Here is a 12,837-nt window from a genome sequence, read left to right on the forward strand (position 1 = left end):
CGTCGTCTGGATTCGTTCTTCGTTCACAAGGAGTGCACCGTGTCGCTGCGTCTGAGTCCGTGGATCCTGGGTGTGGCCCTGCTGGGCATGGCTGGCTGTTCCGATGAAGGGGAGACCGTCGATGCCTGTATCGACAACCAGTCCAAGAAGGTCTCCGAGAAGGAGCTGTCCTCGGAGATGAAGCACGGTGCCTACCGAGGCCCATGCGACCTGATGGAGAACCGTGTGTCGTTTGGCGATGGCTACGTGCAGTCCATCGTCCACAAGAACGCGGACGGTTCGGTGAAGGCCATTGGCGTGACCGTGGACCAGGCCGCCATGGACACCCTGCCCATGGTGCCGACGAACGACGGGCAGACGTGCTGGGACATGAACAACGACGGGGTGACGGACCCGGAGAAGGAGTGCAACGGCGGGCACGAGCGCGTGCTCTGGTTCCCCAAGCTCAAGGACGTCCCCTTCCAGTGGATCATGTTCAACTGGCAGGGCCGGGGGCACGGCCCCATCGGCGCGTTCGACAAGGGGCACTTCGACCTGCACTTCTTCATGCAGGACTTCGTGAAGCGGAACTTCATCCGCACCGGGCCGTGCGGCGTCTACACGGACTGCAACGACTACGCGAAGGCCATCAAGGACCCTCCGGCGCCCTTCTACCCGACGGGCTTCGAGAACCAGCGCGGCGTCTCCGCGCGCATGGGCAACCACCTGGCGGACATCGCGGAGTCGCCCTTCAACGGCGAGCCCTTCACGCAGGCGTTCGTCTACGGCGCGTACGACGGCCACATCACGTACTTCGAGACCGTCGTCGAGGGCAGCTTCGCCAAGAGCAAGCCGGCCGATGACTGCCGGGTCATCAAGGCGCCTCCGGCGATGGAGGCCTCGGGCCTCTACCCGACGCGCTACTGCATGCGCTACCGCGCCGACAAGGGCGACTACCTGATGACGCTCGAGGACTTCGAGTACCGGAACGCGGCGAACTGACGCGCGGTCCATCGAAGTGCCGCGCGCCGGAGGCCCCGGCGCGCGGAGTTTCACCCCTCCTCCTCGCCCGCGAGGCGCATCGCCGCACCGGAGCCACACCGTGACGAAGACTTCCGTCCTCCTGTCCTGGAGGCTGCCGCTCCTCCTGTCGCTGTGGGCGGCGCCGGCGGTGGCGCATTGGGGCATGCCTGACGAGGCGAGCAGCATCAGCGTACGCCGAGGTCACGAGGACGATTGGATCATGGGCGACCCGTCGGGCGCGCTCATCTCCCGCGACCACGGCGCGACGTGGCGGTGGATCTGCCCGGAGGGCATGGGCATCGCCATCTGGCGCCCGGAGCGCTACTTCTGGCTGTCCGGAGGGACGCTGCTCGCCGCCACGGGGAGCGCGCTGGTGCGCTCCGACGATGCCGGCTGCACGTGGACTCCGGATGCCTTCTTCAAGGACACCTGGGTCACGAGCCTGGCCATGCATGCGTCCGACGAGCAGCGTCTCTACGTCAGCACCGGCCGGCCCTCCCTGAGCAACGGGCTCTACCGCTCCGAGGATGGCGGCGGGTCGTGGACGCTCGTGCTCGCGCCGACGCCGACCTCCCGCTTCACGTCCATCCGCGTCGCCGCTTCGGATCCGCTGCGCGTCTACGCCTCGGGCCAGGACGCGGACGGCCAGTTCCTCACCCGCAGCGAGGATGGCGGCCAGACCTGGACCCGGCTGCCCCAGCCGCTGACCCGCTTCCAGCTCCCGTACGATCTCGTCCTGCTGCGCGTGAGCGATACCTCGCCCGACGTGCTCTGGGCGCGGGTCTCCGCCCAGGGCCGCGACTCATTGCTCAAGAGCACGGACGGCGGCGCCACGTTGACGCCCGTGATGGACACCTACGAGCGGATCGCCAGCGTGGAGTCCTCCGAGGACGGGCGCACGGTCTGGGTCTCCACCACGACCCGCCTCTTCCGGGGCCACGACGACGAGCCCTTCGTGGAGCTCGCGGAGCCGAACGGAAACGCCTGCTCCCTGAAGCGCGGCGGCTCCCTCTACGCCTGTGGCGCGAGCTGGACCGGGGGCTGGGCGCTGGCGCGCAGCGCCGACGAGGGAACGACCTGGGAGCCGATGTTCCGACTCAGCGACGTGAAGGGCGCGCACCAGTGTCCCGCCACGACGCCCGTGCAGCAGCGATGTCCGGCCCTCTGGCCCCAGCTGGCGCAGCTCTTCGGAGCGCCCGTTCCCGGCAGCGACGCCGGGGTGGAGCCCGTGACCCCCGGGCCTTCGGTGGAGCAGCCGCCGCCGAAGGATGGTTGCGCGGCGGCGCCCGGGCTGGTGCCGGGGGCGCTCGTGCTGGTCGCGGCGGCATGGGGCCGCCGCTCGCGGTGGAGCTTCCGGGGACGCCGGATGTGAGGGCGCGAATGCGCCAGGGTGAACGTCGCTCCTGACCTTGCTCCCGGAGGCCGCCCGTCCTCGCGGCGGGAGCGGTGGGCCCCTGTCACGGCGCGAACCCGAAGGGCCCTCCGGAGGTGCCGACACTGGAGGACGAAGCCCAAGGCGCGGTGCTCTCCCTCCTGGGGGTGTGAGCCAGGAGGAGGGCTCCCGCGACGGGCACGCCGTGGCTACGCCGCGCCGCCCGCGTACTTGCGGCGGTACTCGTGGATCTCCGCCAGCCGGAACGTGCCCGGCTCCGGAGCAATCGCCTCCGGCGCGTCGTAGGGCAGGTTCATCAGCCGCTCGTACTCCTCCACCGACACGCGCTCGCGCTTCGCCAGCACCGTGTCCAGGTCCGCGCGGGCCATGCGCTCCGGGGCCTTCTCGCCCACCACGCCGGAGTAGAACTCCGCGCAGGAGCCGCTGCCGTAGGACAGCAGGCCGATGCGCTGGTTCGCCAGCGCCGCGCCCTCCGCGTGCAGCTGGCCCGCGAGCGCCAGATACAGCGACGCCGTGTAGACGTTGCCCACGCGAGCGTTCAGCCCCAGCGACTTCGCCACCTGCGCGTCGTAGCTGGCCTGGGACTTCGCGGCCTCATCGCGCGCCTCGGGCGTGGCTGGCCCGTTGCCGGAGTCCTCCAGGTCGCACAGCCGCACCTGCGCGTGCGCCTTGCGCGCCATCTTGCAGAAGGGCACGTGGTAGAGGATCCGCGCCAGCTGCTCGCTGGGCAGCTTGGAGTCCCAGCGCACCAGGCCCTGCTCCAGGGCGCGCTCGCGCCAGCCGCGGTACGCCCCCGCCATCGCGTCCAGGTAGCAGGTGATGGAGTAGTGCCCGTCCACCAGCGCCTCGCGCCGGCCCACCGGACGCCAGAAGTCATACACGTCCGCGGTGCTCACGCCGTTGAGCCCCACGTCCATCGCCAGCAGGTCCGGCGTCTCCGACACCAGGAGCGCCACCGCGCCGCCGCCCTGGGTGGGCTCGCCCGCCGTCTTCAGGCCGTAGCGCGCGATGTCCGTGCACACCACCAGCGCGGAGCGGCCCGCCGCGGCGCCGGAGGCGATCCACTCCACCGCCGCCATCAGCCCCGCCGTGCCGCCGTAGCAGGCGTGCTGCGAGTCGAACGTGCGCATGGCGCGCGGCAGCTTGAGCAGGCCGTGCACGTGCGACGCGATGGGCTTCGAGTGGTCCACGCCCGTCTCGGTGCCCACCACCAGCATGCCCAGCTTCGCGGGATCCACGTCCTGCTGCTGGAGGAGCCGCGCCGCCGCCGTGGCCGCCAGCGACACGGAGTCCTCGCCCGGGTCGTTGACCGCCATCTCCTTCGCGCCCAGGCCCGCGGTGAACTTCGCCGGGTCCACGCCGCGCGCCCGCGCCAGGTCCTCGATGTCCACGTACCGGCGAGGGACCGCCACCGCCAGCGCTTCGATTCCAACCCGCTTCTTCATGGGGAACTCCTCAAGAGCAAAAGGTCGCGACCGCGAAAGGCCTCACGCCGCCGGCGGCACCAGCACCAGCCGGCCCGCCACTTCCCGGTTCTCCAGCCGGAAGTGCGCACGGCCCGCGTCCGCCAGCGCCACCTCCTCCGACACGAAGGGACGGATGAGGCCCTTCGCCGTGAGCCGCAGGGATTCATCCAGCTCCACGCGCGTGGTCGCGTACGCGCCCAGGATCTCCAGCTCCTTCACGATGACGAGCCCCGGGTTCAGGTTCACCACCCCCGACTCCAGGTTGCCCACCACCACCACGCGTCCACCGGGCGCCATGGCCTTGAGCGTCTGGTCGAAGGTCGCGCTGCCGACGATCTCCACCGCCACGTCCACGCCCTGGCCCTGCGTGCGCTTGCGCGCCTCCGAGCCGAAGTCCAGGCCGCGCGACACGATGACCTCGTCCGCGCCCGCCTCCTTGAGCGCGGCGACCTTCGCCTCGCCGGAGGTGATGGCGATGACGCGCGCCCCGTCCACCTTCGCCAGCTGCACGGCGGCCAGCCCCACGCCGCCGCTGGCGCCGGTGATGAGCACCGTCTCCCCGGCCTTCACCTTCGCGCGCGTGCGCAGCGTGTGCACCGCGGTGCCCAGGGTGCAGCACACCGTCGCGGCCACCGCCCAGGGCAGGTCCGCGGGCACGCGGCCCAGGCCGCGCACCGGGGCCACCATGAACTGCGCGTAGCCGCCCTGCAGCTCCTCGCCGAAGAAGCGGTTGTCCTGCTTGCACAGGCTGTTGCGGCCGGAGAGGCACAGCGCGCACTCACCGCAGGACATGCGCTGGAGCGTGGCGGCGCGGTCGCCCACCTTCCAGCCCACCGTCTCCGGGCCCACCTCCACCACCTCGCCCGCGGCTTCGTGGCCCAGGATGGCGGGCACGTGCGTGCGGGGCAGGTTGCCGCGGCGGTTGATGACGTCGTGGTAGCAGACGCCGCACGCGTGCACGCGCAGAAGCACCTCGCCCTTGCCCGGCCGGGGCACCGGCACGGTCTCCAGACGCAGGTTCTCTGCATTCCCGAACTGGCGAAGAACGACAGCTTCCATCTGGTGCCTCATTTCGTAGCGCGACAAAGGGGAGAGGAAACGCTTCAGCCGCCGACGAGCGCGTCGCGCAGGTTCCGGGGGTCCAGCGCCCGGATGGCCTCCACCGTGCGCGCGTCGGGAAGGGAGGTGACGGGCAGCGCGTCCGGCACCGCGAACTCGAAGCCGGTGCGCTCGGCGATGGCGTCCACCGTGGCCCAGGGGTGACGCGACAGCAGCCGCGCCCCGCGAGGCCCGCCCAGCTCGTACGTGCCCAGGTCGGAGATGAGCCGCACCGGGCGGCTGGGGTCGCGCGTGGTGGCCACCTGGACCTGGGGGACCAGGTTGCGGCGCGACTGACGGGGCACCAGCAGGACGGGGTTCTTCACCCACTGGCGCAGCGTGGCCGCGCCCGCCACGCCGGGGAACTTGGCGCGCGGCTTCTCCAGGCTGCCGGACGCCGTCATGTTGGTGCGGCCCGCCGGGTCGATCTCCGCCGCGCCGAAGAACACCGTGTCCACCCGGCCCCGGCGCGCGTGGTCGAACAGGTCCGCGATGCTCACCTCCGCGGACCGGCCGTCCAGGTAGCGCAGGTCCTCCGAGGAGGGGAACAGCTCCGGCAGCGCCGGATCCAGGGAGCCCACGCACGCCAGGTACGTCAGCCCCGGCGCATGCGTGGCCCGCGCCACGGCGATCGCCAGGATGACCAGCGGAGACGCCACGCCGGTGGCCACCACCGAGCCGTCTTCAATCTCCCGCGCCAGCAGCGACACCACCGTCTCCGCGGGCGTCGGGTCCACCGTCGTCGTCGCCATCACGCCGCGCTCCGCGTCGCGCGCAGCGACATCAGGAAGTCCTTCGCGCCGCCGGCCTCCGCCGCGGCCAGGTAGGCGGACAGCATCGCGTCGTCGTGCGGGTACTTCCCCAGGCAGCCCGTGGGCAGCGCGCCGCCGGGGGCGAGCACCACGCGCTCCACCTGGAAGCCCGGGACGGTGACGCGCGACAGCTTCGACACGCGCTCCTCCACGGTGGCGATGACCCGCTTCGCCGCGCCCGCGACGAGCAGGTCCGTGGTGGGGTCCTCGATGAGGAGGTTGCCCTTGTCGTCCGCGGCCCGCGCGTGGATGAGCGCCACGTCCGGGTAGTAGGCGGGCTCCACCGGCACGCGGCGGCCGGTGAAGGGATCCTCCACCGTGCGCGGCGCATCCACCTCCGCCAGCTCCGACACGTCCGCGTCCGGCGCGGGGATGAACGGCAGCCCCATGGAGGCCGCGCGCAGCCGCTGCACCACGCGGTAGCCGTCGTGCTCACGCCACGCGATGTCGCCCGCCTCGATGGCCCGCTTCAGGCAGGGCAGGGGGCGCACGCGGTTCTCCAGCACCAGCGCGCCGAAGGGCAGCTCCACGCGCTTCAGGCACCCGCCCGCCACCAGGAACTCCGCCGGCAGCGGGTTGGGCAGGGAGATGAGCTGGAGGTCGCGCTTCTCCTGCGCCACCAGCTCCAGCACCAGCGCCATGGGCGCGCGGCCCAGCATGAACCCGCCCGCCGCGAGCGACGCGCCGTTCGGGATGGAGGCCACCGCCTCCGTCAGGGAACACCACCGGGCGCGGTTCACTGGGGCTCCTCCCCGGAGGCGGCGCGCGGCACCATGCGCAGCGCGGGTGTGTCGTCGGGGGCTTCCGAGGGCGCGGGCGCCGAGGCACCCAGCGAGAGGCTGGGGAAGAGCAGCTCCACCATCCCGTCGGCGATCTGCTCCTCGGTGAGGCGGCCGTCCGGCTTGAACCACTTGTAGACCCAGAGGATCATCCCCAGGAGCGAGAACGCCGCCACCGTGGGGTCCACGCCGCGCAGGCGGCCCAGCCGGTTCGCCTCCGCGAACGCGTCCTCCAGGAAGCGCACGTAGCGCTTCTTGCGCCGGTCGATGTACTCGCGCGCCTCGCCGGTGAGCGTGGCGTGCTCGTGGAGGATGATGATGACCTCCTTGCTGCGGCCGCTCGTCACCAGGTGGATGTTCTGCCGCATGCACTGGCGCAGCCGCTCGATGGGGTCCGCCACGTCCGCCACGGGCCCGAGGACCTGCTCCTCGAACACGTCCATGCCGTAGTTCATGATGGCGAAGAGCAGCTGCTCCTTGTTCTGGATGTGGTGGTAGAGCCCCGCCTTCGTCATCCGGCACGCGGCGGCGATCTCCTGCATCGACGTGCCCTCGTAGCCCCGCTCGCAGATGAGCCGGGCCGCCGTCTCCAGGATGGTCCGGTACCGCTCGCCCTCGTCCGGTTTGCGCCCCGTGGGTGTCACGCGTGCTCTCCTTGCCGGCGGCCTGCTCCCGCCCGGAAGAACCACCTACCGACCGGTAGGTCAATTCGCCTACCGACCGGTAGGTAGCACTGCCCGACGCGGTTCGTCAATGGTCACGTACTGGAGGGCGGGTGAGACAAAAGGTCCTGGAAACAAGGACTTGGGACCCCTTGCCGGGTTAGGTTGTGGGCCACCCATGCGGTCCACGCTCCTGCCCATCCTCCTGCTGTGCGCCGCCCTGGCGAGCGTGGGGGTGGGGGTGTGGACGCTGGTGAAGCGCAGCCGGACGGCCCTGGTGGAGCAGTTCGCGGGGGACCGGCAGAAGCAGCTGGACGAGGCCGTGGGCGGCGTCACGGACTCGCTGGAGGAGGTGGGCCGCAACCTGCGCTTCGCCGGGGAGCTGATGTCCCAGCCCGGGAGCCTGGCGGAGCACCGGCGCGAGCTACGCGCGTTGCTGGAGGCGGTGGGGCAGTACAAGGCCATCGCGGCCTACGACGGCGAGGGCGCGGAGCGGCTGCTCCTGTTCGACCGCAAGCCGGAGACGCCGGTGTCGCGCGAGGGGCTGGTGGCGGAGATGGCGGGGACGGCGCGGCGGGCCCTCTTGCGGCCTCCCGGCGACGTCACCACGTCGCCCATCCTGGACGCGGCCAACGGCGGGTGGCTGCGCATCCTGGCCACGGCGCTGCCCGCGACGGACGGCAAGCCGGAGGGCGCGGTGGCGGTGCTGGTGGACACGGAGACCTTCTTCGCGCCGCTGCGCATCGTCACCTCCGACCTGGAGGCGCGGATGCTGCTCGTGGGCACGCACGGGCAGCCCACGCCCGCGAGCGACCCGGGCCTGGCGGAGTGGTTCGGCCGCGTGGGGCAGAAGGACGCGGGCGTGCCCGCCTTCGCCTTCCTCGTCACGAGGCTGAAGGCCGGGGCGCGCGGGATGCTGCCCCTGTCCGAGCACGAGGCGGAGCGGCTGGGGCTGGGGCGCGCGGAGGTGGTGGCCGTCTACACGCCCATCCGCATGCGCGGCGGAAGTCACTGGGCGGTGGCGGCGCTGGTCTCGACCGCGACGCTGCGCTCGCATGAGCAGTCGCTGGTGGTGCGGCTGTTGGGCGCGGGCGCGCTGGTGGCGTTCTTCCTGGTGGCCTTCGCGGTGTACGTGGTGCTGGCGCGGCGGCGCGCGGTGGCGCTCCAGGAGAGCCGGCGGCACGCGGCCCGGCTGGCGGCGCTCCACGACCGGACGCGGAAGATCCTCGACCACCTGCCCACGGGCGTCCTCGCGCTGACGGCGGACGGGCGGATCAGCGCCGTCAACGAGGCGCTTCGCGCGCGCGTGCCCGGCAACGTCACCGGCGCGCCGTTGCTGGCCGCGTTCCCCGGGGCTCCGGCGCCGGTGGTGGAGCGGCTCGACGCGCTGGTCGCGTCCGCGGGCCGGGAGGACCGGACGCTGAGCCTGCTGGGCGAACCGCTGGCGCTCTTCGGGGAGGAGGGCACGTACAACCTGCACGCGGTGCCCCTGACGGTGGAGGACCCCAAGGAGGAGGCGCGCGTGCTCCTGGTGGTGGAGGACCTGAGCGACGTGCGCGCGCTGGAGACGAAGCTGCTGCGCGCGGAGAAGCTGGCCACCGTGGGCGTGCTGGCGGCGGGCATCGCGCATGAGATTGGAACGCCGCTGGGCGTGGTGCGCGGCCGGGCGGAGTACGTGCAGGGGAAGCTGGGCCCCGCGCACCCGCAGGGCCCGGGCCTGGGCGTCATCGTCGAGCAGATCGACCGGGTGAGCCGCACGCTGCGCCAGCTCCTGGACTTCTCGCGCTTGCAGCCGGCGATGGTGCGGCCGGTGGCGCTGGGGCCGCTCGCCACGGCCCTGCATGAGCTCTTGCGCGTGGAGGCGGAGCGGCGCCAGGTGACGCTGACGCTGGACGTGCCGGAGTCGGTGCCCGCGCTGGCGGCGGACGCGGATCAGCTCCAGCAGGTGTTGCTCAACCTGACGCTCAACGCGTGCGACGCGTGCCGCGAGGGGGGCCGGGTGGAGGTGTCCGCCTCCGCGCTGGCCGGGCCGGAGGAGGGCGCGTGGGGGCTGGTCGCGCTCACGGTGCGCGACGACGGGTGCGGGATCCCGAAGGAGCGCATCAACCAGGTGTTCGACCCGTTCTTCACCACGAAGAAGCGCGGGCAGGGCACGGGGCTGGGCTTGACGATGGTGGCCCACGTCGTGCGCAACCACGGCGGGCGGGTGGAGCTGGAGAGCACGCCGGGGCAGGGCACCCGCGTCACCGTGCTGTGGCCGGTGGCCCGCGCCGTGCCGGAGGAGCGACATGTCGAGCAACGCGCCGGCTGAGGCCCGCATCCTGGTCGTCGACGACCACGTGGAGATGGGGCGCATGCTCCAGGAGCCGCTCGTGGACGCGGGCTGGACGGTGGACCTGGCGACGGGCGGCGAGGAGGCGCTGACGCTCCTGCGCTCCCGCGTGTACGACGCGGTGCTGACCGACCTGCGCATGGAGAAGGTGGACGGGCTGGACGTGCTGGGCGCGGCTCGCGCGGTGGACCCGGAGCTGCCGGTGCTGCTGATGACGGCCTTCGGCGGCGTGGAGAGCGCCGTGGAGGCGATGCGCCGGGGCGCGTACCACTACTTCACCAAGCCCTTCCGCCTGGACGAGGTGCGGCTGTACCTGGGCCGCGCGCTGGAGGACCGGAGGCTCCGGGCGGAGCACCGGGCGCTGAAGCAGGCGTCGCAGGAGCGCTCGGGGCTGGGCGCGCTGGTGGGCCGGAGCGCGCCCATGCGCGCGCTGTACGAGCTCATCGACCGGGTGGCGCACGCGGCGGCGCCGGTGCTGCTCCGGGGCGAGAGCGGCACCGGCAAGGAGCTGGTGGCCCGCGCGCTGCACGTCGAGGGCCCGCGCGCCTCCGGGCCCTTCGTGGCCGTCAACTGCACGGCGCTGCCGGGGCCGCTGCTGGAGAGCGAGCTGTTCGGCCACGTGAAGGGGGCCTTCACCGGGGCGACCTCCGTCCGGCGCGGCCTGTTCGTGGAGGCGCACGGCGGGACGTTGTTCCTGGACGAGATTGGGGACATGCCCACGGAGCTCCAGGCGCGGCTGCTGCGCGTGCTGGAGGACGGCGAGGTGCGGGCGGTGGGCTCGGACGCCAGCCGCACGGTGGATGTGCGCGTGGTGGCGGCGACGCACCAGGACCTGGAGGCGCGGGTGCGGGAGGGGCGCTTCCGGGCGGACCTGTTCTACCGGCTCAACGTCGTCACGCTGCGGGTGCCTTCGCTGAAGGAGCGGGGGGAGGACATCCCGCAGCTGGTGGAGCACTTCACCGCCCGCTCCCGCGCGCGCAACCCGCGCTCCCGCGTGACGGCGCTGTCTCCGGAGGTGGTGGCGGCGCTGGGCGCCATGCCCTGGCCGGGCAACGTGCGCGAGCTGGAGAACCTGGTGGAGCGGCTGGTGGTGCTGGTGCCGCGGGAGACGGTGGGGCTGGAGGACCTGCGCCCCCACGCGCCGGTGCCCGAGGGGCCGGCGAATCCCCTCAGCCAGGCCCAGGAAGGGGTGTGGACCCTGCGCAAGCTGGAGGGGGAGTACATCCACTGGATGGTCCAGCACTGCGGGGGGAACAAGACCCGCGCCGCTGAACTCCTGGGCATCGATGTGTCCACCATCCATCGTCGCGAGCGGGAGCGCTGAACCGCGGTCTGGCAATCCGCCATGGGGTGATGGCGGATTGCCACGGTCCACCGGTGACCACTCCCACCGTCCCCCGGGACGGTGGCTCCGGCATGTTGCTTGCTGTGACGTGGGAGCGTGGCGTCCCTGCGCACAACCCGGGCCCTGCTGCTCGGTGCGGATGAGTCCCTGGCATCGCTGCTGGCGGACGTGCTGGGCGACCTGGGCATCGCCCTGTTCCTGGACGCGGCGGACGCGGCCCGGCCGGACCTGGTGCTGGCGCACGTGGAGCGCGGAGAGGCCATCCTCCCGGTGCTGACCCGCGCGCGGGCCTGTGCCTCCGCCGCGCCGGTGGTCATCCTCCTTCCCTTCGCGGACGAGCGCCTGGTGTCACGCGCCCTGTGTCAGGGGGCCCGGGCATGTTTCGCGCTGGGCCGTCCGCTCGATGAGCTGCGCGACCTGCTGCGCTCGCACTTTCCCTCGTTGGAGACCACCCATGGGTGAACCAATGGCCGCCGTCACCGTGTTGCACCCCGTCGTCCCCCGCCGTGAAGTCGAGCGCCGGCCCGTGGCTCCCCTGGAGACGGCGGACGCGGCGGAGCCCGTGCTGTTCCAGGAGGGCCAGGTCCGCGTCACCCGTGAGCGGCTCGTCGTGGGTGGCCGGACCTGGGCGCTGCGCGACGTGCTCCAGGTGGAGACCGTGCGCCGCACGCCGAAGGTGTGGCCCTACCTGCTCGTGGTGGGCCTGGGCGCCGTGGTGGGGCTGCCCCTGTTGTCCTGGCTGTCCGTCAGCGTCACGGCGATGCGCGGTGCCTACGAGGCGGGGCTCGTCTTCACCGCGCTGGGCTTCTTCGCCTCCATGGCCGCGCTGCTCCTGGTGGAGGACATGCACTACCTGGTGCTGGGCCTGCCCGGCGGCGCGCGGCGCGTCTTCGGCAGCCGCGACGCGCAGCTCATCGCGAGGCTTGCGGGGACGGTGCGGGCGGCGCGTCCCCAGCCTTGAGGCCGTCGCGCACCTTCGCGACGATCTCGAAGGAGCGCAGCCGCGCGGCGTGGTCGTGGATCTGCGCGGTGATCATCAGCTCGTCGGCCCCGGTCTGCTCGATGAGGGACTGGAGGCCGTCGCGCACGCTGTCGGGCGAGCCCACCACGGTGCACGCGAGCATGTGCTCGATCTCCGCCAGCTCCATCTCATTGAGCTGACCGTCCAGGCTGTCCACCGGCGGCAGGAGCGGGCCCGGGCGGCCCCGGCGCAGGTTGATGAAGGCCTGGAGCAGGGAGGTGAAGAGGCGCTGGCCTTCCTTGTCCGAGTCCGCCGCGAAGACGTTGACGCCAATCATCGCGTACGGCTTCTGGAGCACGTCCGACGGGCGGAACTGCGTGCGGTACAGGTGCAGCGCGCTCATCATCTGCGCGGGCGCGAAGTGCGACGCGAAGGCGAAGGGCAGGCCCATGGCCGCGGCCAGCTGCGCGCTGAAGGTGCTGGAGCCCAGCAGCCACAGCGGCACGTGGAGGCCCGCGCCCGGCACCGCGCGCACGGCCTGCCCCGGCGTGGGGTCCTTGAAGTAGTTCTGCAGCTCCACCACGTCCTGGGGGAACGAGTCCGCGCCCATCAGCCCGCGGCGCAGGGCGGCGGAGGTCCGCGGGTCGGTGCCTGGCGCACGGCCGAGGCCCAGGTCGATGCGGCCGGGGTAGAGCGTCTCCAGGGTGCCGAACTGCTCCGCGATGACCAGCGGCGCGTGGTTGGGGAGCATGATGCCGCCCGCGCCCACGCGAATCTTGGACGTGCCCCCCGCGACGTGCCCGATGACGACGGACGTGGCCGCGCTGGCGATGCCCGTCATGTTGTGGTGCTCGGCCAGCCAGTAGCGCTGGTAGTTCCAGGCCTCCGCGTGGCGGGCCAGATCCAAGGTGCACCGGAGGGCCTGTCCGGGGTCGCCTCCCGCGATGACGGGAGACAGGTCGAGTACGGAGAAGGGAATCATCGTCG

General features: G+C 72.3%; 12 protein-coding genes. 6 read left to right on the forward strand and 6 right to left on the reverse strand.

Translation table 11 applies throughout. The features are described 5' to 3' along the window. Positions 1-39: 39 nt before the first annotated feature. Both FOF48_RS23445 and FOF48_RS23450 read left to right on the forward strand, forming a co-directional pair. Positions 40-981, forward strand: a complete 942-nt coding sequence (locus FOF48_RS23445) for a hypothetical protein (RefSeq protein ID WP_143904991.1) — start codon at positions 40-42, stop codon at positions 979-981. A gap of 100 nt (positions 982-1,081) precedes the next feature. After that, positions 1,082-2,374, forward strand: a complete 1,293-nt coding sequence (locus tag FOF48_RS23450; protein ID WP_143904992.1) for a hypothetical protein — start codon at positions 1,082-1,084, stop codon at positions 2,372-2,374. Positions 2,375-2,583: 209 nt separating this feature from the next. Here the strand turns inward: FOF48_RS23450 and FOF48_RS23455 are convergent, their stop codons facing one another. From FOF48_RS23455 to FOF48_RS23475, 5 genes are read right to left on the reverse strand one after another with little or no spacing between them, the layout of a single operon-like run. Further along, positions 2,584-3,840: a hydroxymethylglutaryl-CoA synthase family protein gene (locus tag FOF48_RS23455; protein WP_143904993.1), complete on the reverse strand. Its 1,257-nt coding sequence runs from the start codon at positions 3,838-3,840 to the stop codon at positions 2,584-2,586. Positions 3,841-3,882: 42 nt separating this feature from the next. After that, positions 3,883-4,920, reverse strand: a complete 1,038-nt coding sequence (locus FOF48_RS23460; protein ID WP_143904994.1) for a zinc-binding dehydrogenase — start codon at positions 4,918-4,920, stop codon at positions 3,883-3,885. Between the two features lie 44 nt (positions 4,921-4,964). Further along, positions 4,965-5,711, reverse strand: a complete 747-nt coding sequence (locus tag FOF48_RS23465; protein ID WP_143904995.1) for a CoA-transferase subunit beta — start codon at positions 5,709-5,711, stop codon at positions 4,965-4,967. Next, positions 5,711-6,511 (reverse strand): CoA transferase subunit A, encoded by an 801-nt coding sequence (locus FOF48_RS23470; RefSeq protein ID WP_143904996.1) that lies wholly within the window; start codon positions 6,509-6,511, stop codon positions 5,711-5,713. Before FOF48_RS23470 ends, FOF48_RS23465 begins: the two co-directional genes overlap by 1 nt. Next, positions 6,508-7,194: a TetR/AcrR family transcriptional regulator gene (locus FOF48_RS23475; RefSeq protein WP_143904997.1), complete on the reverse strand. Its 687-nt coding sequence runs from the start codon at positions 7,192-7,194 to the stop codon at positions 6,508-6,510. The genes FOF48_RS23470 and FOF48_RS23475 overlap by 4 nt, the downstream gene beginning before the upstream one ends. A gap of 196 nt (positions 7,195-7,390) precedes the next feature. Here FOF48_RS23475 and FOF48_RS23480 point away from each other — a divergent pair, with 196 nt between their 5' ends. The 4 genes from FOF48_RS23480 to FOF48_RS23495 all read left to right on the forward strand — a co-directional run bounded on the left by FOF48_RS23480 (position 7,391) and on the right by FOF48_RS23495 (position 11,850). Beyond that, positions 7,391-9,523, forward strand: a complete 2,133-nt coding sequence (locus FOF48_RS23480; RefSeq protein WP_143904998.1) for an ATP-binding protein — start codon at positions 7,391-7,393, stop codon at positions 9,521-9,523. Further along, positions 9,501-10,868 (forward strand): sigma-54 dependent transcriptional regulator, encoded by a 1,368-nt coding sequence (locus FOF48_RS23485; RefSeq protein ID WP_143904999.1) that lies wholly within the window; start codon positions 9,501-9,503, stop codon positions 10,866-10,868. The genes FOF48_RS23480 and FOF48_RS23485 overlap by 23 nt, the downstream gene beginning before the upstream one ends. Before the next feature lie 117 nt (positions 10,869-10,985). Beyond that, complete coding sequence (locus FOF48_RS23490) at positions 10,986-11,351, forward strand: DNA-binding response regulator (RefSeq protein WP_143905000.1); 366 nt, start codon at positions 10,986-10,988, stop codon at positions 11,349-11,351. Further along, a complete protein-coding gene (locus tag FOF48_RS23495; RefSeq protein ID WP_143905001.1) occupies positions 11,344-11,850 on the forward strand; it encodes a DUF6232 family protein in 507 nt (168 codons plus the stop codon). Before FOF48_RS23490 ends, FOF48_RS23495 begins: the two co-directional genes overlap by 8 nt. Here the strand turns inward: FOF48_RS23495 and FOF48_RS23500 are convergent. Then, the gene (locus tag FOF48_RS23500; RefSeq protein ID WP_143905002.1) at positions 11,801-12,832 is read right to left on the reverse strand and encodes an LLM class flavin-dependent oxidoreductase; all 1,032 of its coding nucleotides are present in this window, start codon (positions 12,830-12,832) and stop codon (positions 11,801-11,803) included. The genes FOF48_RS23495 and FOF48_RS23500 overlap by 50 nt on opposite strands. Positions 12,833-12,837: the final 5 nt, after the last annotated feature.

It is taken from the genome of Corallococcus sp. Z5C101001 (assembly GCF_007352635.1).
GTDB lineage: Bacteria > Myxococcota > Myxococcia > Myxococcales > Myxococcaceae > Corallococcus > Corallococcus silvisoli.

Coding starts and splice junctions, on each gene's coding strand:
- FOF48_RS23455 (WP_143904993.1), bottom strand. CDS start 3,840: ATGAAGAAGCGGGTTGGAATCGAAGCGCTGGCGGTGGCGGTCCCTCGC.
- FOF48_RS23460 (WP_143904994.1), bottom strand. CDS start 4,920: ATGGAAGCTGTCGTTCTTCGCCAGTTCGGGAATGCAGAGAACCTGCGT.
- FOF48_RS23465 (WP_143904995.1), bottom strand. CDS start 5,711: ATGGCGACGACGACGGTGGACCCGACGCCCGCGGAGACGGTGGTGTCG.
- FOF48_RS23480 (WP_143904998.1), top strand. CDS start 7,391: ATGCGGTCCACGCTCCTGCCCATCCTCCTGCTGTGCGCCGCCCTGGCG.
- FOF48_RS23485 (WP_143904999.1), top strand. CDS start 9,501: ATGTCGAGCAACGCGCCGGCTGAGGCCCGCATCCTGGTCGTCGACGAC.
- FOF48_RS23495 (WP_143905001.1), top strand. CDS start 11,344: ATGGGTGAACCAATGGCCGCCGTCACCGTGTTGCACCCCGTCGTCCCC.
- FOF48_RS23500 (WP_143905002.1), bottom strand. CDS start 12,832: ATGATTCCCTTCTCCGTACTCGACCTGTCTCCCGTCATCGCGGGAGGC.